This is a genomic window from Kaistella antarctica (genome assembly GCF_900109615.1).
Classification (GTDB): domain Bacteria; phylum Bacteroidota; class Bacteroidia; order Flavobacteriales; family Weeksellaceae; genus Kaistella; species Kaistella antarctica.
Map to the genome: position 1 here is coordinate 496,394 of NZ_FOIX01000001.1, position 22,048 is coordinate 518,441.

25 protein-coding genes are annotated in these 22,048 nt (G+C 36.6%); 15 read left to right on the forward strand and 10 right to left on the reverse strand.

Going from position 1 to position 22,048, the window contains the following annotated elements; translation table 11 throughout:
• The 3 genes from BMX49_RS02365 to BMX49_RS02375 all read left to right on the forward strand — a co-directional run bounded on the left by BMX49_RS02365 (position 1) and on the right by BMX49_RS02375 (position 1,813).
• On the forward strand, positions 1-729 hold the full coding sequence (locus tag BMX49_RS02365; protein ID WP_034721092.1) for a tRNA threonylcarbamoyladenosine dehydratase: 729 nt from the start codon (positions 1-3) through the stop codon (positions 727-729).
• Positions 722-1,102, forward strand: a complete 381-nt coding sequence (rnpA, locus tag BMX49_RS02370) for a ribonuclease P protein component (RefSeq protein WP_034718293.1) — start codon at positions 722-724, stop codon at positions 1,100-1,102. The genes BMX49_RS02365 and rnpA overlap by 8 nt, the downstream gene beginning before the upstream one ends.
• 63 nt (positions 1,103-1,165) lie before the next feature.
• Positions 1,166-1,813, forward strand: coding sequence for a DUF4126 domain-containing protein (locus BMX49_RS02375; RefSeq protein ID WP_034718296.1), 648 nt, complete (start codon positions 1,166-1,168; stop codon positions 1,811-1,813).
• 32 nt (positions 1,814-1,845) lie between these two features.
• Here the strand turns inward: BMX49_RS02375 and BMX49_RS02380 are convergent, their stop codons facing one another.
• The 10 genes from BMX49_RS02380 to BMX49_RS02425 form a co-directional block, all read right to left on the reverse strand.
• Entirely contained in the window at positions 1,846-3,876 is a 2,031-nt protein-coding gene (locus BMX49_RS02380) for a DUF8458 domain-containing protein (protein ID WP_034718299.1), read from the reverse strand.
• Position 3,877: 1 nt separating this feature from the next.
• Positions 3,878-4,426 carry an LptE family protein gene (locus tag BMX49_RS02385; protein ID WP_034721095.1) on the reverse strand — a complete coding sequence of 183 codons (549 nt, stop codon included), beginning with the start codon at positions 4,424-4,426 and terminating at the stop codon, positions 3,878-3,880.
• Positions 4,427-4,449: 23 nt separating this feature from the next.
• On the reverse strand, positions 4,450-5,724 hold the full coding sequence (locus BMX49_RS02390) for a sigma-54 interaction domain-containing protein (RefSeq protein WP_034718301.1): 1,275 nt from the start codon (positions 5,722-5,724) through the stop codon (positions 4,450-4,452).
• A gap of 170 nt (positions 5,725-5,894) precedes the next feature.
• On the reverse strand, positions 5,895-7,328 hold the full coding sequence (miaB, locus tag BMX49_RS02395; RefSeq protein ID WP_034718303.1) for a tRNA (N6-isopentenyl adenosine(37)-C2)-methylthiotransferase MiaB: 1,434 nt from the start codon (positions 7,326-7,328) through the stop codon (positions 5,895-5,897).
• 86 nt (positions 7,329-7,414) lie between these two features.
• On the reverse strand, positions 7,415-8,131 hold the full coding sequence (locus BMX49_RS02400) for an energy transducer TonB (protein ID WP_034718306.1): 717 nt from the start codon (positions 8,129-8,131) through the stop codon (positions 7,415-7,417).
• 20 nt (positions 8,132-8,151) lie between these two features.
• Positions 8,152-8,559 (reverse strand): hypothetical protein, encoded by a 408-nt coding sequence (locus BMX49_RS02405; protein ID WP_034718308.1) that lies wholly within the window; start codon positions 8,557-8,559, stop codon positions 8,152-8,154.
• Between the two features lie 65 nt (positions 8,560-8,624).
• Positions 8,625-9,116: a hypothetical protein gene (locus BMX49_RS02410; RefSeq protein WP_051803647.1), complete on the reverse strand. Its 492-nt coding sequence runs from the start codon at positions 9,114-9,116 to the stop codon at positions 8,625-8,627.
• A 65-nt stretch (positions 9,117-9,181) separates the two neighbouring features.
• Positions 9,182-10,381 carry a diaminopimelate decarboxylase gene (lysA, locus tag BMX49_RS02415; protein WP_034718311.1) on the reverse strand — a complete coding sequence of 400 codons (1,200 nt, stop codon included), beginning with the start codon at positions 10,379-10,381 and terminating at the stop codon, positions 9,182-9,184.
• A 211-nt stretch (positions 10,382-10,592) separates the two neighbouring features.
• Positions 10,593-11,819 (reverse strand): 3'-5' exonuclease, encoded by a 1,227-nt coding sequence (locus tag BMX49_RS02420; protein ID WP_034718313.1) that lies wholly within the window; start codon positions 11,817-11,819, stop codon positions 10,593-10,595.
• A gap of 15 nt (positions 11,820-11,834) precedes the next feature.
• The gene (locus tag BMX49_RS02425) at positions 11,835-13,355 is read right to left on the reverse strand and encodes a helicase HerA-like domain-containing protein (RefSeq protein ID WP_034718316.1); all 1,521 of its coding nucleotides are present in this window, start codon (positions 13,353-13,355) and stop codon (positions 11,835-11,837) included.
• A 127-nt stretch (positions 13,356-13,482) separates the two neighbouring features.
• Here BMX49_RS02425 and BMX49_RS02430 point away from each other — a divergent pair, with 127 nt between their 5' ends.
• The 12 genes from BMX49_RS02430 to BMX49_RS02485 all read left to right on the forward strand — a co-directional run bounded on the left by BMX49_RS02430 (position 13,483) and on the right by BMX49_RS02485 (position 22,012).
• Positions 13,483-13,845, forward strand: coding sequence for a hypothetical protein (locus tag BMX49_RS02430; RefSeq protein WP_051803649.1), 363 nt, complete (start codon positions 13,483-13,485; stop codon positions 13,843-13,845).
• 108 nt (positions 13,846-13,953) lie between these two features.
• A complete protein-coding gene (locus BMX49_RS02435; protein WP_034718319.1) occupies positions 13,954-14,817 on the forward strand; it encodes a hypothetical protein in 864 nt (287 codons plus the stop codon).
• 125 nt (positions 14,818-14,942) lie between these two features.
• Positions 14,943-16,928, forward strand: coding sequence for a TonB-dependent receptor plug domain-containing protein (locus BMX49_RS02440; RefSeq protein ID WP_034721102.1), 1,986 nt, complete (start codon positions 14,943-14,945; stop codon positions 16,926-16,928).
• 95 nt (positions 16,929-17,023) lie between these two features.
• Positions 17,024-17,467: a hypothetical protein gene (locus tag BMX49_RS02445; protein ID WP_034718322.1), complete on the forward strand. Its 444-nt coding sequence runs from the start codon at positions 17,024-17,026 to the stop codon at positions 17,465-17,467.
• A 76-nt stretch (positions 17,468-17,543) separates the two neighbouring features.
• Entirely contained in the window at positions 17,544-18,350 is an 807-nt protein-coding gene (locus BMX49_RS02450) for a sulfite exporter TauE/SafE family protein (RefSeq protein WP_034718324.1), read from the forward strand.
• Positions 18,347-18,733, forward strand: coding sequence for a hypothetical protein (locus BMX49_RS02455; protein ID WP_034718327.1), 387 nt, complete (start codon positions 18,347-18,349; stop codon positions 18,731-18,733). Before BMX49_RS02450 ends, BMX49_RS02455 begins: the two co-directional genes overlap by 4 nt.
• An 85-nt stretch (positions 18,734-18,818) precedes the next feature.
• The gene (locus BMX49_RS02460) at positions 18,819-20,228 is read left to right on the forward strand and encodes an MBL fold metallo-hydrolase (protein ID WP_034721105.1); all 1,410 of its coding nucleotides are present in this window, start codon (positions 18,819-18,821) and stop codon (positions 20,226-20,228) included.
• The gene (locus BMX49_RS02465; RefSeq protein ID WP_034718330.1) at positions 20,228-20,602 is read left to right on the forward strand and encodes a rhodanese-like domain-containing protein; all 375 of its coding nucleotides are present in this window, start codon (positions 20,228-20,230) and stop codon (positions 20,600-20,602) included. The genes BMX49_RS02460 and BMX49_RS02465 overlap by 1 nt, the downstream gene beginning before the upstream one ends.
• Before the next feature lie 67 nt (positions 20,603-20,669).
• Positions 20,670-21,299 carry a methyltransferase domain-containing protein gene (locus BMX49_RS02470; protein WP_034718332.1) on the forward strand — a complete coding sequence of 210 codons (630 nt, stop codon included), beginning with the start codon at positions 20,670-20,672 and terminating at the stop codon, positions 21,297-21,299.
• Positions 21,296-21,505 carry a DUF6132 family protein gene (locus BMX49_RS02475; RefSeq protein ID WP_034718334.1) on the forward strand — a complete coding sequence of 70 codons (210 nt, stop codon included), beginning with the start codon at positions 21,296-21,298 and terminating at the stop codon, positions 21,503-21,505. Before BMX49_RS02470 ends, BMX49_RS02475 begins: the two co-directional genes overlap by 4 nt.
• Positions 21,498-21,806: a rhodanese-like domain-containing protein gene (locus BMX49_RS02480; protein WP_034718336.1), complete on the forward strand. Its 309-nt coding sequence runs from the start codon at positions 21,498-21,500 to the stop codon at positions 21,804-21,806. Before BMX49_RS02475 ends, BMX49_RS02480 begins: the two co-directional genes overlap by 8 nt.
• Positions 21,806-22,012, forward strand: coding sequence for a hypothetical protein (locus BMX49_RS02485; protein WP_034718339.1), 207 nt, complete (start codon positions 21,806-21,808; stop codon positions 22,010-22,012). Before BMX49_RS02480 ends, BMX49_RS02485 begins: the two co-directional genes overlap by 1 nt.
• The last annotated feature ends 36 nt before the right edge of the window (positions 22,013-22,048 follow it).

A 22,048-nucleotide genomic window follows, 5' to 3' on the forward strand; every position in this document is an offset into this window, starting at 1 on the left:
ATGAATAAAGACTGGCTTGAAAGAACAGAATTGCTGATTAAAGACGAAGGCTTAGAAAAACTGCAGAAAGCAAACCTTTTAGTAGTTGGTCTAGGCGGTGTCGGATCTTTTGCCGCAGAGTTTTTAGCAAGAGCCGGCGTGGGAAAAATGACTATTGTTGACGGCGACACAGTCGATTTAACCAATATTAATCGACAACTCCCAGCTTTGAAGTCTACACTTGGTAAAGCTAAGGTAGAAGTAGTGGCAGAGCGTCTTTTAGATATTAATCCCGACTTAGATTTAACGCAACTTAACCAGTTTTTAAATCCAGAAGATATGGAAACAATCTTCGATAATCATCAGTACGATTATGTTTTAGACTGTATTGACAGTGTTTCGCCAAAGGTTACTTTAATTCTAAATGCGCGGCGAAGAAAAGTGAAAATTGTAAGTTGTATGGGTGCTGGGGGAAAGATGGATCCTTCGAAAGTAATCGTTCGTGATATTCATAAAACCCAAAGTTGTCATCTTGCCAAACAAGTTCGAAAACGTTTGAAAAAAGAAAATATCGACAAAGGAATCAGATGTGTTTTTTCCACAGAAATTCAGGATGAAGAAAGTTTAAAAATGACCGATGGTAGTAATTTTAAAAGGTCTTTCTATGGAACAATCAGCTACATTCCCGCAATTTTTGGACTGTATGCAGCCGCAGAAGTCATCAATTATTTAATCAAAAGAGATGAGTGATTTCAAACTTCCGAAGGAGGAAAAATTGAAACATAAAAAACATATCGGTTTGCTATTTGAAAAAGGCAAATGGAAAACCTGTGATAATTTACGAATTATGACGCTGAATTTAGATCTGAAACCTCAGGAAGAATTTACTTTTGACAATCAAAAAATAGGAGTTTCTGTTTCTAAAAAACATTTCAAAAGAGCGCACGATCGTAATAGAATTAAAAGATTATTGCGAGAATGTTATCGTTTAAATAAAGAATTGTTTGTAGAAAAATTCGGTTCCAATTCGTTATCAATGGTTTTTTGGGTTTCGAAAGAAATGCCTGGTCATTTTAAAGTAGTAGAAGAAAATTTTTTAAAACTATGTGACTCAATTAAGTAAAGTTTAAAATCATAGCACAATTATTGTAAATTTGGAAAACAATAAATACTAAATTGAAAAAGAATGCTTGATAATATTCCCTATTTACCGTATATTCTAAGTGCTTTCATGGGAATTGGATTGGCTGCCGCTACTGGTTTCCGCGTTTTTCTACCCATGTTTGCCGTGAGTCTTGCTTCTTTTATGGGCTGGATTCCGATGAATGAAAATTTTCAGTGGCTCTCAGGTTTGCCCGTTTTGATAACGACTGGAATTGCGACGGTCGTTGAGATTCTGGCGTATTACATCCCTTTTATAGATCATCTTTTAGATACCATGTCCATTCCTTTGGCGACAATTGCTGGTTCAGTTATGTTCGCTAGTCAGTTTGCAGATTTAGGAACATTCCCACAATGGACTTTGGCGTTGATTGCCGGTGGTGGCACGGCTGCCGCAATAAGTTCAGGTTTTGCGGGAACTCGCGCAGCTTCTACGGCAACAACTGGTGGTTTGGGTAATTCTGTCGTCGCCACAACCGAAACTGCAGGAGCTGGAATTATGTCGATTTTAGCCATGGCCGCACCGATTATTGCTTTTATCGCAACAATTATTTTAATCGTAATTATTTTAGTTTTAGGTCGAAAACTTTGGCGAAAATTCCGCAGTTTTAACACAGATCGAAATTCTAAGACAATTAATGTTGAAGCAATCGATCGCAAAAATATAGAATGAAAATAACCCACTCAATTTAGTGGGCTATTTGTTTATTTGTTCTGACGTAATTCTTTGATTTCTTTTATTTTATCATCAAAATAAGTTTTCTTTCCTGGATGCTTTTCAGAAAGTAGGCCGTACGATTTAATTGCTTTTGCATAGAGTTTTTGTTCGGTGTACAAATTGGCCAAAGTCTCGGTCATCAAATGTGAAATATCATCGTTCCTTTCCTTAATTACGAAATCAGATTCTTCTTTTAATTTCGAAATTCGGGGTTCTTTTTCGATAAAGTTTTCAATGACTTTATTTTTAATTTCGGTAATTGAAATTTCTATTTTTTCTTTTGTTACTTCTTTTGTCCGATCAATTTTTAACCAACTTTGCCAAGTATTGATAAAAGTTGGGACATTACTGTCTTCAGTGCTTTCAGCGACTCTTTCCTCTTTTTGAACTGTTACATTTTTGTCTTCTTTGTTTATAGAAGTTACGTTTTCGGTGAAGAAAGAACCATTGAAAATTGGTCGATCAGTCGATTGTGTTTCTTGTTCCGCGGACTTGGTTTCTTCCTCCTTATTAATGATGATTTTCTCTACTTTTACCTCTTCCTTTTTTACCGGAATTTGTTCCTGCTTTTTAGAAATTAAAGCATCTGGAGTATTGCTTGAAAAAGACATTGGCTGCCATGCCGGTTTAATTTCTGCCACAGAATCATCCTTCGCATCCATTGTTTGTGATGAAATGTCTTGTTGTTGAACTTCTGGAATTTCAACAATGGCCGCTATTTCTTCTACTTCCTGAACAACCGGTTCCTCTACAGCATTCTCCTTTTCTACGGTTTCGATTTCTTTCTCTTCTGTTTCTATGACTTCAAAGCTCTGGGTTTCAGAGAAATTAATTTCTGCGCTTTTAGGTGCAACCTCTTTTTCTTCTGCCGTTTTCTTCTGCGTTTTTGAAGCTTTCATTTTCGCCTCAACCTCTGCAATCAGTCGTTGCATTTCCTCTTCATGTTTGTTAAAAGATGGTTTTGCAATTTCTTGAATTTCTGCTTTTTCTGGACTTGGAGCAATTTTAACTTCTGGTAAAAATTCCGCAGTAGCATGGAAGCTTAGTTTACTTGGATCCTCAATAAGAGGTTCTTCCTCAGCAATTATCTCTTCTTTAATGATTGTTTCTTTACTAAAAGTTTCAGCATGTTTAACTTCCTTAAAGCCTTGACTTTCTTCTGCTTCTAGGTTTTCGACATTTGCTTCAATTTCTACCTCAGGTAAAAATTCCTCAGTAGCATGGAAGCTTAGTTTACTTGGATCGTCTATGATGGAATCTTCCTCAGCGATTATCTCTTCTTTAATGATTGTTTCTTTACTAAAGTTTTCAGCATCTTTAGCTTCCTTAAAATCTTGATTTTCTAAGTTTTCGACATTTGCTTTAATTTCTACCTCAGGTAAAATTTCAGCTACTTCATGAAAACTAAGGTCGGCAGGATTTTTAATTATTTCAGTATCATCAGCAATGAATTCTTGTTTAATAATCGTTTCTGTGCTAAAAGTTTCGGCAGCTTTCGATTCGTGAAACTTTTCTTTGTCTGTTGGATTGATTGCTCCATCAATTTTTTGGGTAACAATCGTTCCTGATTCTATCGTTGATTCCAGATCGATGACCTCATCTTCTCTTTCTAAGAAATCCTCTTCACCCTCAAATAAAATGCGATTTAATTCTCCATTGACGTAAACTGCTTTCGGAGTTTCAACAACTTTAGATTCTATCTCTGTGAATTTATTAAGCGGCTCTTCTATTAAAATTTCGTCCGTAACTATTGGTTCTACAACTGTATTTTCGCTAGGTTTATTTTCTTTAGTCGAGTTGATTAACTGATAAAGTATTTTTTTATCCGTCGTGTAAGCTGCCGTAATCGAAAGTTCATTGGCGTAATTTTCCGGCTTCAAACGATGAGTTCCCAAGAGATGAAGCGCTCGTAAACTTTGAATATAAGGATGTTTGTTAATCTCACTGTTCAGTAATTCCAAATCTTTGATCTGAAATAATTCTGGGTTTTTTGCTAATTCTAAAATTCTTCCGTTCATCTTACCAATTGGCTACAATATCATTAAAAATTTTATTGATGATTCTCTCGTTCACCACTTTAACTTGCGAAGTTTCAATGGTGTTAATATCTAAATCGCTGCTGAAAACTGCTTCGTCAGAATAGGTTCGGTCGAAACTCTTGCTTTCTTCATTGGGAACATTGTTTTCATAGTGCACTTTCACTGTAATCGTCAATTTGTTTTGAGCTGCCTGAATGTTTCCGCCTGGTGCGTTGACCGAACTGGAAATGGTAGTCGGCGTGATGGAATAATCTGTAATTTCTCCTTCAATTAAAATATCTGGTTTCTCTTTGGTTCCTTTTAAAGTCGTTCGCTGCAGAAACCGATTCTGTATCGCGGTCGAAAATTCTTGTGACAAACTCGCATTCATTAAGGGAGCGTTATTAGGAAAATCTCGAATCTCAATCGTCTTAGTTTCTGGACTCAATGATGAGCCAGTGAAACTGTAACAAGAACTTAAAAGAGCCAAGGAAAAAGAGCCAAGGAAAAAGAGCCAAATGAAGCGGGTTCGCCTCGTGTGCAATTTCATTTCTGCAATATTAAATCTCTTCATTAGTCTTCTAGATTATACTGTTTTATTTTTCGGTAAAGAGTTCTTTGAGAAATCCCTAATTCGTCGGCGGCCTTATTCCGTCTGCCTTTGTGTTTGTCTAAAGCTTTAACGATTAGCTCTCTTTCATTGTTTTGAAGAGAAAGTGAATCCTCTTTGGTTTCTTCGATTTCAATATCTTCGACATCTTCATAGTCTTCATCTGCTTTGGAAATAACGGATGAATTTTGATACTGTTTTTGGTTTTCAAAATACAATATCGAATTTGGGTTTTGACTTTGAGTTTCTGGCGTGAAAACGCGATTGATCAAGTTTTTTTCCTGATGACTTAAGTCACTGTTTTCACGGTTTTTTATCAATTCTGAAGTTAATGATTTTAAATCGTTCAAGTCATTTCTCATGTCGAAAAGGATTTTGTACATAATTTCTCGTTCCGAATTAAATTCGTTCGAAGAAATCCCGCTGCCTTTTTGAATTACCGCTGGCAATTGAGTTTGGATTGGAATGTATTCTGCCAACTTCACGGAGTTGACCATTCTTTCTTGTTCTACAACCGTCATTTGTTCCACCAAGTTTCTCAACTGACGAATGTTTCCAGGGAAAGGATAATTTTCTAAATAATGAATCGCATCGTCGGCAAGAACTAATTCTGGCATTCTGTATTTTTCTGCAAAATCGATAGCGAATTTTCTGAAAAGCAAATGGATATCGCCCTTACGGTCGCGCAAAGCTGGCATATCGATTTGGACGGTATTTAAACGATAGTACAAATCTTCACGGAATCTTCCATCATTAATAGCCTTAAGCATATTGACATTGGTCGCTGCGACAATTCTCACATTGGTTTTTTGGACTTGGGAAGAACCGACTTTCATAAACTCACCACTTTCTAAAACACGAAGCAGACGAACCTGAGTCTGCACGGGTAATTCACCTACTTCATCCAAGAAAATAGTTCCGCCATCAGCCACTTCAAAGTACCCTTTCCGGGTAGATGTTGCTCCCGTAAAGGCGCCTTTTTCATGTCCGAATAATTCAGAATCAATTGTTCCTTCTGGGATTGCGCCACAGTTGACCACAATATAAGGTTGATGCTTACGCCGCGATTCCCCGTGGATGATTTTAGGAATAAATTCCTTTCCGACCCCACTTTCTCCCATGACCAGAACAGAAATATCTGTTGGCGCTACCTGAATTGCTTTTTGCAACGCCCGATTGAGCACCGGAAAATTTCCGATAATGCCGAAGCGTGTTTTTATAGATTGTAAGTCTGTCATTTTTGTCTTTGTATATTGTACAATGTAAGATGTACAATTGTTTTAAATATTAACCAACCTGATTTTTTCTAAATGAGCTGCAGCCCGACTTGAGTGGAAATCCTTTTTGTGGAGCGCAGCGAAACAAAAAGATTGGGAACGGAAGGCGGAAATGTCTGCCTAAATAAATCCTAAACCGTTTCTCCCAAAAGCGTTCCCTGCGTGTTTCCGTGTACGAAAACGGTCACAAGGTCACCTAATTTTTGCCCTTCCAGTTTATCGAAAACACAGACTGCATTTTGAGAATTACGGCCTTTCCATTGGTTATCGTTTTTACGGGAAGTTCCTTCAATAAGAACTTCATGATTTCTGCCGACATAACCTTGCATTCTTTTTCGGGAAAGCTCGCCTTGTAAAGCAATAACTTCGGCCAGTCTTCTTTGCTTAACATCTGCTGGAATATCGTCTTCCATTTTCTTTTCTGCCGGCGTTCCCGGTCGTTCAGAATAAGAGAACATGTAGCCGTAATCGTATTCTACTTCGCGCATCAGTGATAAAGTTAACTGATGATCTTCTTCAGTTTCGCCACAGAATCCGATGATCATGTCTTGGGAAAAGGAAACTCCAGGTAACAATTCTTTTGCTGCATTAATCAAAGTTAAATATTCTGCGCGTGTATGTTGACGGTTCATTTTTTCCAACATTCTATCGCTTCCACTTTGAACTGGAAGGTGAATGTATTTGCAAATATTATCGTATTTCGCCATGATTTTGAAAACATCAGTACTCATATCATGTGGATTGGAAGTCGAGAACCGAAGTCTCATCTGTGGAACTGCAATGGCCACCATCTCCATCAATTGGGCAAAATTAACAGCAGTTAATTGCTGAATTTCACTGGCTTTTTTAAATTCTTTTTTAGCGCCTCCTCCAAACCAGAGATAGGAATCTACGTTTTGGCCGAGAAGGGTAATTTCTTTATAACCATTATTCCAAAGTTCTTGGCATTCTTTAATAATCGAATGTGGATCGCGGCTGCGTTCACGTCCACGCGTAAACGGAACCACACAAAACGTGCACATATTATCACAACCTCGAGTGATGGTCACAAATGCCGTAACTCCATTTCCGCCTAAACGAACGGGATTGATATCGGCATAGGTTTCATCTTTTGATAAAATAACGTTAATGGCATCGCGGCCGTCTTCGGTTTCTTTTAATAAATTAGGTAAATCTCTGTAAGCATCAGGCCCCACAACTAAATCGACTAATTGTTCTTCTTCCAAAAACTTGGTTTTCAAACGTTCAGCCATGCAGCCCAAAACACCGACCGTTAAACTTGGTTTTTGTTTTTTTAAATTTTTGAATTGAGCGAGTCGCATCCGAACGGTTTGCTCGGCTTTTTCACGAATCGAACAGGTGTTCAATAGAATTAAATCTGCTTCTTCTGGAAGTAAAGTTGTGTTATAACCTTGGTCGTTTAGAATGGAAGCAACGATTTCGGAATCGGAGAAATTCATCTGGCAGCCGTAGCTTTCCAAGAATAGTTTCTTTCCGTTTTCTGGTTTTTCTGCGATGGCAAAAGCTTCGCCCTGTTTGGTTTCGTCTATATATTTTTCTTGCACCGTAATAAAATTTTAGATTCTGAATTTTAGATTTTAAATTCAAAATGAGGGTGCAAATATACAAATTTCTGTGACAGAATGGCAGATTAGTGAAAAGTAAAATGAATAGGAACTTTAAGGGTGGTCTTAATGGGAATGCCGTGTAAACTTCCTGGTTGCCATTTGTATTTCATGTACTGAATGCCTTTAATAATGCTGGCGTCAAAGCGGTCGTAGCCAGTTTTATCTAAGAGTCGAACGTTTTCCATTTGGCCTTGCTCGTTGACTTCAAAAGCGATTCGCAAGGTGAATTCTCCATTGGTATGATCCAGGTTTGGAATTCGGATTGCTCCTGTAAATTTATTTCTAAATTTTTGCAATCCTCCCGGAAACTCGGGTTGCTTAATATATTTTGAGGCGGCATAACCATTCGGAAATTTATCGAATAAATCATTCAAATAAATAGGGAACTCGGCAACGGCCGGCATTTTTTTATCTTGATAGATTGCAGGATTCCAACCGGTCATCTCTGGTAAAACTTTTTTAATGATTTCGTAAGTACATTTATTTCTCTCGAGTTTTTCTGCGTTCTGCTCTTTGACGATTTTTACGGTAGCATCTTCATAAACGACCAATTTAAGCTCATACATTTCTTCCTTGTTTTCACACGGAGAAATATTTTGATCTTTAAGGATCTGGTGGAAATCTTTGTAGAAAGCCGTATCGCCGCCAGTATAAGAAACCTGATCTTCAGGATAACTTTCTAAAAACTGCGAATGAAAGCACGCAGAAACCATTAAAAATGAAAAAAGAAATACTTTCATAAGTTTTGAGTTGAGAGCTATTAATCGTGATCGTAAACTTCTGTATTAAAGTTAATTTGATAATGGTAAATTGAACTTACCTTCTTGTTATCTTTTTCGGCGGCCTCCCAATTTTTGTGAGTTTTTCGCAAGACATAATTCAAGTCGTCTAGCAATAATTGATGATTTTTAAATTTAGGTTTTATATCAACAATCTTTGCTAAACCAGCATCATTGATATGAAGTGAAAACGTCACAATTCCGTTGATGACGTAGTTTTCAGCCACCGTATAAGTTAACGCGCGCTTAAATTCTTTGTCCAATTTTGCTTTGCCCAGCTTATAAGATGCATTTTTGTCCAACTCTTTCGGTGATGATTCGGCGGGATTCATTTGCCCATAATGGGAGATGGTAGCGAAGAAAATTAGAAGGAGTAGAATTTGTTTCATTTCTTAAAAGTAAAAAAACTTTGCGAATATTCGCAAAGTTTTTAATAATTTAAGTTCGATTGGCGTTAAACGTCAATACTTTCCGTCACAAAGTTTAATTTAATTCTGATTCGGGAATCAACTGGAACGTTGTTGCATTTTGAAGGCGTCCAATTCTTTTTAATTTTTCCGACCGCGAATTTTAAGTCTCGTAAAAATCCTTCGCTGTTATCAACTCTCGGAGTAATCTTAAGACCAGTGACTTTTCCGGCTTTATCAATGTCCATGTGGAGAAAAAAGGTTCCATTCACAACATAAATTTCTTTATCTACATACGCAGAAATGTATCTGAAAAGTTCTCTGTTAAAGGAAGCGTCACCACCTTCGAACTGTGCTCGTATAAATTGCGCCTCGTCAGAACAAGAGCTTACTTTATAATAGTCGTAAGGTTTTTTTATATCGACCCGGAAAAAATTTTTACTGGTTTCAGAAAAAAAGAAGCCTTCTTGTAATTCCTCTACATCTTGTGCCTGGAAAAAACCAAAAGCGAAAATCATTAATAATAATAATCTTTTCATTGTATTTTATTTAATACGTAAATTTACGAAAAGGGTACTCATAAAAAAGTATTATGACATGACATTTATAATACTTCTATCTGATTCTTCAGTAAATCATCGAATTCTTCCCTTCTTCTGATCAAATGCGCTGTTCCATCTAGAAAGAAAACCTCGGCAGGCTTTAAACGGGAATTGAAATTCGAGCTCATTTCAAATCCATATGCTCCAGCATTTCTGAAAACTAAAATGTCATTTTCGCGAACTTCATTTAATTTTCGGTCCCAAGCGAACGTGTCGGTTTCGCAAATGTTTCCGACAACAGTGTAAATTCTTTCAGCTCCTTTTGGATTAGAAAGGTTTTCGATGATGTGATAAGAATCGTAAAACATAGGGCGAATTAAGTGATTGAAACCAGAATTAATTCCCACGAAAACAGTTGCAGTGGTTTGTTTAATGACATTCGATTTTACTAAGAAATGTCCGCTTTCACTTACCAGATATTTTCCCGGTTCAAACCAAAGTTCGAATTTTTTCCCACTTTCTTTTTGGAAATCCGACAGCGCTTTTTCTACTTTTTTCCCTAAAGTTTTTACATCAGTTTCTAAATCACCGTCTTGATAAGGAACTTTGAAGCCGCTTCCCATATCGATATACTTTAAATCGGGGAAATGTTCAGACATTTCAAACATGATCTCTAAACCTTGGATGAAAACTTCTGGATCTTTTATCTCACTTCCAGTATGCATGTGAAGACCTTCTATGCGAAGGTTGGTCGATTTCATGACTCTCGTAATGTGACGAAGTTGGTGAATTGAAATCCCAAATTTAGAATCGATGTGTCCTGTTGAGATTTTATGGTTTCCACCCGCGTAAATATGCGGATTTATTCTCACGAAAATCGGGTAAGAATTTTCGTACTTGGTTCCGAACTGTTCCAAAATTGAAATATTATCAATGTTGATGTGAACCTTTAAACCCATTACTTCTTCAATCTCCTTTAAATCAACACAATTGGGTGTGAAGAGAATTTTGTCAAAAGTGAATCCTGCTTTCAAACCTAATTTCACTTCATTTATTGAAACGCAATCTAAGCCAGCGCCCAAATTTTTAATATATTTTAAAATATTAATATTGGTCAGGGCTTTTGCAGCGTAGAAAAATCGCGTGCTTTTATGAAAAGAAGAGGTTAGTTTTTCATAATGATTTTTGATGCTTTCTGCGTCATACACATAAGTTGGTGTTCCGAATTCCTCGGCAATCTTCATTAAATTTTTATCGGTCATAAAATCTTGTTTTGTTAAATTAAAAAAGCAGACCCCAAAAAGGCCTGCTTCACAATATTATTAAAATACCTGCCCTTAATCCACGGAGTTTGCTTTAGAGAAAAACTTTTTTCCCTTTGCAGCAACCTTTTTTATAGAGTTAAGAACGTTCATTATTTTCTTTCGTTAAATTCTGGTCAAAAATAAAATTTTTAATTTAATTCTATACTATTTATTTTAAAGGAGTTGGCACAATTTCGAAATCTCCTCTCAAAAGTCCCAATTTTAAATCATTTTGCAGATCTACGGTCGAAAAATCGATATCAATTTTTAAACTTGATAATTTTTGCAGTGATTCTATTTGAGTATATAATTCGTAAAAGCCATACGCACTCAATTTCCCTTTTTCGAAAACTAAGAATGATTTTTCACCTAAAGTTCTTCCGGTTGACAACCATAATTCATCTTTTTTATGAATGGCCAAAAGCTGTTGAAGATTTTTCACTTCTTTTAAATCACCTCTGCTGTTGATAAAACTCACTGCCTTTATTCCTTGAGTAAAAGATTTGAATTTCAGTAAAGGTTTGTCAACTTGCTGATTGCTGATTTTATCAACGAAATATTTTTCACTTTTATGGTAAAGACCGAATGGTAATTTTTCGGTTTTTTTCAAGCCTTTTGTTTTCATCATCAATTTTGCCAGAATATCATTTCCAGTTAATTCATATTGAATTTGCTCCACGTCTTCCTGAATCGTAATCCAGCGTTTTGATTTGGAATGAAAAACGCCCTTTGAAAATTTATTTAAATCATCTACAAAATCCGAAAAAATGATCTTCCCATCTTGATCCTGAAAATAGAGAATGCCTTTTTCTGCGGGTAGATCTTGGGTCAGATCGCGGATCTTATTCAAATAAGATTTCTCGTTCACCTCATCATGATGTTGTTGAATGATTTCAGAATCCTTGTCTTTGATCATTAATAATTTAAACAATTCCAAAGTTGCTTTAGCGTCTCCAGACGCGCGATGTTGATGCACCAAAGGAATTCCCAAAGATTTCACCAGCTTTCCTAAGTTGTAACTTTCAGCTTGAGGAATCAATTTCTTGGCTAACGGAATCGTGTCTATCGTATTGATTTTAAACTCATAACCTAACCTTTTAAATTCTTGGCGAAGCATTCTGTAATCGAATTCAATGTTGTGTCCGACCAAAGTAGTATGCTCCGTAATTTCAACGACTCGCTTGGCAAGCTCGTGAAATTTAGGCGCAGTTTTTACCATCTTTGGCGATATGCTCGTCAATTTTTGAACAAATGGCGTGATGTCACTTTCGGGATTGACCAAAGAAATAAACTGGTCAACAATGCGGTGGCCGTCATATTTATACACGGCGATTTCGATGATGCTTTCTTTACGGAAAGGTGCACCGTTGCTTTCTATATCTATTACTGAATACAAATTATTGTGATTAAATTATCGTCTTTTTCCTGTGATCATTCCTAAAGCAAATTTACCCAATTCTCTGGCAAAAGTATTCATAAAAGTTTTTCCGGCTCTACTGCCAATTACTTCTTGAAAAACGTTTGGTTGCTCTTTGGTCACCGATTTTTTTATGGTTGGGGCGGCATCTTGTACCGCTTGGTCCATTCTGGTTGTCAGCATTTCGTAAGCGGAATCTTTATTGACAGTTTGCTCATATTTTTTCACGAGTGCAGAGTTAGCCGTCAAAGTAGAAACTTCTGACTCAGTTAAGATATCCATTCTACTTTCGGGTGAAATTAAATAAGTATGGACCAAAGGAGTTGGAATTCCTTTTTCATCTAAAGCCGTGATGAAGGCTTCACCAATTCCCAGATTTTGTATGAGTTGTCCGGCATCGTAATATTCTGTTATCGGGTAATTTTCTACCGCTTTTAAAATTTCTTTTCGGTCTTTTGCCGTGAAACCACGGAGTGCATGCTGAATTTTCATTCCCAGTTGGCTTAAAACATTTTCTGGAACGTCGCCTGGGATTTGAGTAATAAAATAAATTCCGACACCTTTTGAACGAATGAGTTTTACCATCGTCTCAATTTGTGCTAATAAAGTTTTACTTGCTTCTTTAAAAATGAGATGCGCTTCATCAATGAATAGCACAAATTTCGGTTTTCCCGAATCGCCTTCTTCCGGGAAGGTCATATAAATTTCGGCAAAAAGAGAAAGCATAAAAGTAGAAAAAAGTTGGGGTTGACTTTGAATGTTTTGAACTCTTAAAATATTGACGACTCCTTTTCCGTCGCGGGTTTCTAATAAATCATTAACGTCAAAACTTGGTTCTCCAAATAATTTGGTTGCACCTTGCTGCTCCAAAGCAACTATTGAACGTAAAATTGCTCCCAAAGAAGCTGGCGAAATAGAACCGTAACTGCTTTTTAAATCTGCTTTTCCACGGTCGTTATCAGTTAGATATTGGAGTAATTTTTTCAAATCTTCAAGGTCAATCAAAGGCAAGCCTTTATCATCCGAATATTTAAAAACAATCGATATGATGCTGGTTTGCGTATCATTTAGATTTAGGATTTTACTTAAAAGTAATGGTCCGAATTCTGTAACGGTTGCACGAAGTTTCACCCCTTTTTCACCAGAAATCGACATGAGTTCCACCGGAAAAGATTGTGATTGATAAGGGAGTTTGGTCTTTGAATATCTATCGGTAATAATTGCATTTTCTGATCCTGGTTCCGCAATTCCAGAAAAGTCTCCTTTGATATCCAAAACCAAAGATGGAATTCCAGCGTGCGAAAGTTGCTCTACAAAAACCTGAACCGTTTTGGTTTTACCCGTTCCCGTTGCGCCAGCGATTAAGCCGTGGCGGTTGATTGTTTTTAAAGGAATTTTTATATCAACTTCCGTTACAACTTCACCATCGAGCATTGCTTTTCCTAAAGTGATAAATTCACCTTTTGGGGTGTATCTCGTCGTAAGTTCTTGGATGAATTTCGCTTTGTCTGCCATCTGTAGTTTATTTGAATGGATAAAGATAAATAATAAAAAAGATTATAAATTATCCTGGCTTAAATTTTAATTTAGATGATGAAAATCATTTTTAAATAAGATGAAAAAGTCCTAATTTTGAACTGTCATGAAATCAGTAGTAACAATTCTATTATCACTCATCATTTTTGGAGCAAGTTTTCAGAACTCGCTTTTTATGGTTGATTATGCGATTAATAAAGACTTCTACGAAATTCACTGCGTCAATAAAGCGAAACCAGAATTAGATTGTCATGGAAAATGTCAGATGAAGATGGAAAGCGAGAAAAGTACGAATCCTTTCAATTTGGTGAAATACGCTTTTGAGTTTAATATTCTGCCAGCTGCGCCCGCTAATTATTTTATTTCGAAGGAAAACTTCGATCCTTATAAAACCTTGAAATTTAGTTATCAAGAACTTTTCGTTCCTGAAATTCCCCGCATTATTCTGCCACATCCTCCGCAAGTGTAGTTGATTCATTCATGTTAAATTCTTCTGTTTCAAATGAAACTGAAGCGGCTTGACCTTTTCTCTTAAAAGAGAAAATCTTAAATCAAATTATCACTAAAATTCAAACAAATGAAATTCTCATTCAAAACTCTATTTGCCTTATTGGCAATGGCATTTCTTGTAATCTCTTGTCGTACGTCTGATGACGATTCTATCGAAATTGTAAAGCCAAACACTGAAATCGAAGGCTTATTAAAAATTAAAGAAGTCACCAACGATACTCATATCATCGAATTGTATTCTAAATCTGGCGCGACCAATTTGGGCTACAACGATATTAAACTTCGTATTAAAAATAAATCCACCAATCAGTACGAAAAAAACGCAACAATTACCTGGAAACCGATCATGCACATGACTTCAATGATGCATTCTTCTCCGAATTCTGCGGTTCAAAAAGTAAACTCTGACGGATCTTTATATTCAGGTTACATTGTTTTCCAAATGCCTGGAAATGCTACCGAATATTGGGACTTGAAAATTGATTACATGATTGGATCCAATTCTTATAATGCCACAACCGTAATTAATGTTCCTGTTGAAACTAAAAAAACAGTGAACGTTTTTCTGGGAAGCGATGGGGTGAAATATATTGTGGCTTATATCGAACCGAAATCTCCAAAAGTAGCGGTAAATGATTTAACTGTAGGCGTTTGGAAAATGCAGGATATGATGACTTTCCCAGTGGTAGATGGTTATACGGTAAAAGTAGATCCAAGAATGCCCGGAATGGGAAATCACAGTTCACCTAATAATGTTCACCCAACACAAACTGCTGCTGGAAAATTGTACACTGGTAAACTTGCCTTAACCATGACGGGTTATTGGAAAATCAATTTACAATTGACCAAAGCTGATGGAACTGTTGTCAAAGGCGAAGAGATTACTGATGGAAATCCTGCCAGCAGTATCTTTTTTGAAGTAGAATTCTAAACGAACTCACTTAAAATTATCAAAACTAATCGACAATTTTAGCGTTGGTTAGTTTTGATTTATTCCAATTATAATGCTCTTATTTATTAATGATTGGTAGCATTTTATCTAATCAAAAACTTATCATGAAGCGATTCCTATTTATAAATATTTTCGTTTTTCTTTTTACCAATAGTTTCGGGCAACAATCAGATTCCACTAAATCACAACATATTCAAGAAGTTATTTTAATCGGAACGACCAAAATTTCCAGCAAAGAAAATAAGCCTTTAGGTTCAATCGATGAATACCTACAAAAATCTGCGAAGGTTGATATGGTTAAACGCGGTGCTTACGCTTGGGAACCATTAATCAATGGTTTGCCGACCGAACGAACTTTAGTGACGATCGACGGAATGCGAATTTTTGGCGCGTGTACCGATAAAATGGATCCAATTACTTCTTATATCGAAGTTTCTAATTTAATGGAAGCCAGCATCAGTTCGGGTCAGGAAGGTTCTTGCCACGGAAATACCATCGGTGGTTCCATCGATTTGAAAAGAAACAAAATGAGGTTCGGTCAACAAAAATGGAACTTTAATGTCAACAGTGGATATGAATCGGTGAATCAGCAAAAGATTTTTGGAGCCGGAACCAACTTTAAGACAGAGAAATTCTATTCGGATGGTAATTTTATGATGCGTGATGCTGAGAATTATAAAGCTGGCGGAAATATTGAAATTCCTTTTTCGCAATTTAGAAAATTTAATATTTCGGGAATCTCTGGCGTGAAATTGGGCGAAAATAAATTGTTAGAAGCGTCTGTTATTTACGACAAAGCCAATGACGTTGGATATCCAGCCTTGCCGATGGATGTTTCGATTGCGGAAGCTCTGATTACTTCTTTGAAATTTCAGATGTTGCCAGAAAGCGATTTTCTGAAAAGTTGGGAAACCAAAGTGTATTTTAATAATATCATGCACAGAATGGATGATACCAAAAGACCAAACGTTCCTATTCACATGGATATGCCTGGTTGGAGCAAAACATACGGTTATTATTCTCACTTAAAATCTGTTTTTAACAAACATAATTTATTGCTGAATATTAATGGGTTTATTAATAAATCATCGGCGGAAATGACAATGTATCCTGCCGATAAAAGTGAGAAGTTGATGTTCATGTTGACTTGGCCCGATGTGAGAACGCTTGCTCAAGCAATATATTTAGAAGACCAAATTAAGTTAACGCAAAATTCAAGTTTGAAACTTTCCGCTTCCGTAACGATGCATCAGAATAAAGTAGAAAGTGAATTTGGCTTACACAGTTTACAGATTTTTTATCCAGAAATGAATGCGGAGAAAACCAGAGTTCTAAAAAGCTTAGCTGCTAATTATCAGTTTGATCAAAATGGATTTCAGGCAGGTTTTGGTTTAGGTTATGGAGACCGCGCGCCTTCAGTTTCGGAAGGTTTCGGTTTTTATTTATTTAATAGTTTTGAGAAATACGATTACATCGGAAATCCCAATCTTAAAAATGAATCTTCTCTAGAAGCCAATGCTTTTATTGGTGTAAAAAAAGAAAAATACAGCGCTAAAGTTTCTTCTTCTTATTTTCATATTTCTGATTATATCGTCGGAAAAATTATTGACAATTTGGTGCCGATGACCATTGGTGCTAGCGGCGTTAAAAATTATACCGCTTTGGATTACGCGACTTTATTCAATATCAGTTTATCCACAGAACTTCAAGTTATCGATCCTTTAAAATGGACGACCCAATTCGTTTACACCAGAGGAAAAGATAATGAGAATGGCAATTTGCCATTTATGAGTCCGTTCAGTTATCAATCTTCTTTAAGATATGAGCAGAATAAATTCTCTTCTGAAGTTGCAGTTTTTGGTAATACGAAATATCAGGATTTTGCACCTCAATATGGAGAATCTGAAACTCCAGCCTATCTTATTGTCAATGCGAATTTTGGATATCCACTTCCCTTAGGTCAAACTAAATTGTATACTAAAATCGGCGTTGAAAATCTTTTTGATAGAAATTTTACCACTTATTCAGACTGGAATAAAATCCCACAACCAGGACGTAATTTCTACATCAACATGAATTTCAGCTGGTAAGAAAAAGGAGAGAAACACCTGTCATATGTTGGCAATTACCGAAAGAGGTTTCCGAAAAATTTCTGTAAATTTGGTAGATAACAAATAAAAAAATCATGAAAAGAGTAGATATCATCACCATTATTATTGAAGAACAAAAAGTCGTTATCGACAGTTTAAAACAAACCGTTGAGCGGTACAAGATTGCTTCTGATTTAGATGAAGAAAGCACGCACGATCCCGAAGATTTTTCGCAACAAACCCAAGCGAAAGATATGCAGCTTCGTTATGAAAACACCCTGAAAGAAGCAAATCAAAGCCTAGCTTTCCTAGAAAACGAACTGAAAGAAAAGCATGATAAAATTGAAAAAGGCACGCTGGTAGAAACTGATCAGAATTATTTATTCGTCGGAATTTCTGTGCCACCTTTCCAATTTGAAAAGAAAGACGTTATTGCCTTTTCTGATCATGCGCCTGTTTTCCAAAATATTAAAGGAAAAAGCAAAGGTGATAAGGTCGAGGTTGGGGCAAAATCAGTGCAAATTATAGATTTTAGTTAAATGCGTTATTTGCCTTGTGTAACTTTGATCACTCTTTATGAAAAAATTAAAGAGTATTTTTGCTAAAATTATTTAGATGGAGTTATTAGGGTATTTTTCAGCAATCGTTATTGGGCTCGTGATGGGCTTAATTGGTGGTGGCGGAAGTATCTTGAGTGTTCCGATTTTTGTTTACGTCTTTGGGTTCGATCCGGTCACGGCAACTACATTATCACTTTTCGTGGTGGGAGTTACGAGTTTAGTTGGATCAGCAGGTTTTGTAAAAGACAAGTTGATTGATTTTCGAACGGCTTTTATTTTTGGTATTCCATCAGTTCTCGGCGTGCTTTTCTCCAGGAGATTGGTATTGCCACATTTGCCCGAATATATCATCAATCGGTGGGGAATCACCATGACCAAAGATATGTTTTTGCTTTTTCTGTTTGCAATCTTGATGTTGATTGCTTCCTCAAAAATGATCAGAAAAAACGAAAGACCTTCAGGAAGAAAACAAAACGGAAATAATTATACCATCTTAATATCACAAGGACTTTTGGTCGGAATTATCACCGGATTAATTGGAGCCGGCGGTGGATTTTTAATTGTTCCTGCTTTGGTAATGCTTATTGGCTTACCTATGAAACGAGCGGTGGCAACTTCATTATTTATTATCGCCATGAATTCAATTCTTGGGTTTTTAAGCACCATGAAAATGGTTGCTCACGACTGGACTTTTCTCATCATCTTTTCCAGCCTGTCCGTCGTTGGTATTTTTATCGGAATAGCCGTCGCGAAAAATATCGACGGTCGCAAATTAAAACCTGCCTTTGGGTGGTTAGTTCTCGTGATGGGATTATTTATCATTATTAAAGAAATATTTTTTAAACAACAATTACCAATATGAAGAAGTTATTCACTTTAGCTTTAGCCCTATTTTTACTTTCCGCTTGTACAAAAGAAAATACTACTAGCGACGCAACAACTACAGCTGGTTCTGTAAAAGATCCTAATGAAGTTAGTTTGGTCCAGGAAACTACCAAGTTGAAAAACAGCAAAGGCGAAATTATAGGTGTTACTTATTTTGCACAAGGTGAAAACATCGCCGTAAAATTAGAGCAAGAAGGTAAACCAGACGAAACCCTCATCGCAAAAAAAATCAATACCAAAGGTGAACCCGTGTTTGCTAATGAAAAAATGATGTGGGAAGGAGCTCTTGGATCTGGAGGAAAGATCACAGACGGTGAAGGAAATATTACAGAATACCGAGAAATAGAGGAAACGAAGTAATCCTTATTTCGTAATTAATTAAGATGAAACTGCTTTTCTATCTTATTCTTTAATGAGATTTGAAAGTATAAAAAATTGAAATATGATGACAGTAGAACAAATTTACACAGGATGTCTCGCCCAAGGAGCGTATTATATCGTGTCTGAAAATGAGGCAGTGATTATCGATCCATTAAGAGAAACAAAACCTTATATCGATCGTTTAGAAAAAGATGAGGTTACCTTAAAATATATTTTTGAAACTCACTTTCATGCAGATTTCGTTTCTGGCCATGTTGATTTATCGCGAAAAACAGGTGCGCCAATTGTTTTCGGACCTACCGCAAATCCTGATTTTGATGCCATCATTGCAAAAGACGAACAAATATTTGAAGTTGGAAAAATTAAGATTAAAGTCTTGCACACTCCAGGTCACACCATGGAAAGTTCAACCTATCTTTTAATTGATGAAAACGGAAAAGAAACTGCCATCTTCAGCGGCGATACTTTATTCTTAGGCGATGTCGGCAGACCCGACTTAGCGCAAAAAGCCGCGAGCATGACTCAGGAAGAATTGGCTGGAATTTTATATGACAGTTTGCAGAATAAAATTATGCCTCTTGCTGATGACATCACAGTCTATCCAGCGCATGGTGCCGGTTCTGCGTGCGGAAAAAATATGCAGAAAGAAACTGTGGATACTTTAGGAAATCAAAAGAAAACCAATTATGCTCTGAATCAACCCGACAAAGAATCTTTCGTGAGAGAAGTTTTAGATGGTTTAACGGCGCCACCAAAATATTTTGGAATGAACGTCGCTATGAATAAAGGCGGTTACGAAGATTTCGATGTCATTCTTAAGAAAGGTTCGCATCCAATTAGGTCAGAAGATTTTGAAGCTGTCGCCGAAGATACTGGCGCTTTAATTTTAGATACCAGAAATGCCGCTGAGTTCCAAAAAGGATTTGTTCCTAATTCGATCAACATTGGATTACAGGGAGATTTTGCACCTTGGGTTGGAGCAATGATTGTGGATGTTCAACAACCGATATTATTAGTTACTGATGTAGGCGCGGAAGAGGAGGCAATCACGCGCTTGGCCAGAGTTGGTTTTGACAACGTAATTGGTTTTTTAGAAGGTAGTTTTCAAGCTTGGAAAAACTCAGGAAATGAAGTCGATACGGTTAATAGAATTTCCGTTAAAGAATTTGCATCACAGCTTAAAGACGACTCAAAGGTAATTGATGTTCGAAACGAAACAGAATATGCTGCCGAACATGTCAATGAAGCATACAGCAAACCTTTAGTTAACATCAACGAATGGGCAACAAATTTGGAAAAAGACGAACATTTTTTCCTACACTGTGCCGGAGGTTATCGAAGTATGATTGCCGCAAGTATTTTGAACTCCAGAGGAATTAGAAATTTTACGGAAGTTGAAGGAGGTTTTAAGGCCATTAAAGAAACCGATGTTCCCACAAGTAATTTTGTTTGCCAAAGCAAAACTTTAAAATAATGAATTTAAAACAATTTTTAATTCTACTTTTGATCTCAGTCGGATTTGTTTCTTGTAATAATTTGGTGGCACCATCGCAAGTATCTCGGGCAGAAGTGAAAGGAATGGTAAACGATTCTGAAACGCTTTTAATCGACGTGCGTATTCCGAAAGAATTTGCAGAAGAAACTGTGGAAGGAGCGATTAACATTCCCTTGGCAACGATCGAAGATAATCTTGATCTCTTTAAAAACAAAAAGCAAATTATTATCTTTTGCAATTCTGGAAGACAGTCGAACCTAGCCATAGAACTTCTGAAAAAGAAAGGAATAACCAATGTCTACAATGGCAAGAATGTTCAGAATGTAGAAGCCATTAAGAACGAGCAGAAATAAAAGCTTCAGTGAGCAGTTTGAAAGAAAGTAACGAAAAGAGTCCTTTCAATTTCGTTCAGAAATTACGATGAAAGAAAAAATTGCTTTAAATAAGTCCGTTGATCAAAATTTTCCCGATAAAAACTATTGGGAAGATCGCTGGGAAAGTCGTGAAACTGGTTGGGATATTGGCTATTCTTCTCCACCCATTGAAGCGTATATTTTGCAATATGCTGTCAAACAAGCGAAAATTTTAATCCCAGGTTGTGGAAATGCCTATGAAGTTGAATTTCTTTGGAATCAGGGTTTTAGAAATATTACCATTCTAGATATTGCGCCCAAAGCAGTCGCAATTTTAAAAGAGAAATATAAAGATAAGGAAGGCGTTGCCGTAATCTGTGAAGACTTCTTCACTCATTTCGGAAATTACGATCTTGTAATAGAACAAACATTTTTCTGTGCGCTTGCTATAACTTTAAGACCGAAATACGCTGAAAAAATGCATGACTTGCTTAGTGAAGGCGGAAGACTTGTTGGCGTACTCTTTAACCGGAAATTCGAGAAGGACGGGCCGCCATTTGGAGGAAGTATTTCAGAATATCAATCTGTTTTTAGCAACTATTTTCAACTGGAAAAGATGGAAGAATGCTACAACAGTATTCCTGCCAGAAAAGGCAGTGAAGTTTTTATTAATCTTAAAAAAGCAGACAAAGGATGATGTCATTATTAGTAAAATATAAATTTGGTTTAGTCGGCATTTTAGTCGGAGGAATTTTAGGCTACGCATATTATCATTTCATAGGTTGTACCACGGGAAGTTGCGCTATAACGTCTAAGCCTTTAAACTCAACCGCGTACGGAACGGTAATGGGATATTTGATGTTTTCAGTTTTTCAACCAAAAGTAAAAGAAGAGAATGCTTAGTTTTTTTAAAAATCTTTTCGGCTCGAAAGGGGTCGATTATAAGGAGCTTTATATTGGTGGCGCACAAATAATTGATGTGCGTACGCCTGCTGAGTTTAAAAATGGTCACATCAAACAGTCGAAAAATATTCCTTTGCAACAGCTTCAAAGCGAAATGAAGAAACTGGACTTGAAGAAACCGATTATTACCTGTTGTGCCAGTGGCGCGAGAAGTGCCTCGGCGAAATCAATTCTAAAGCAAAATGGATTCGAAGTGTATAATGGAGGTGGCTGGAGTTCACTTCAAAATAAATTGAATTAATGAAAACTATATTTCAAACCTGGACATTAAGTCGGTTTTTATATCTGGCAGCTGGAATGTTTTTTGTGCTCATCGCTTCCAATGACAGGGTTTGGTTCATGATTCCGTTGGGACTATATTTCATGGCGATGGCAATTTTCAAATTTGGGTGTGCCGCAGGTGCATGTCAAATCCCGCAAAAGGAAGAGGAAGAAAATTTGAGCTAGATTGGCTCAATGAATTATTTTTAAAGATTAATTATT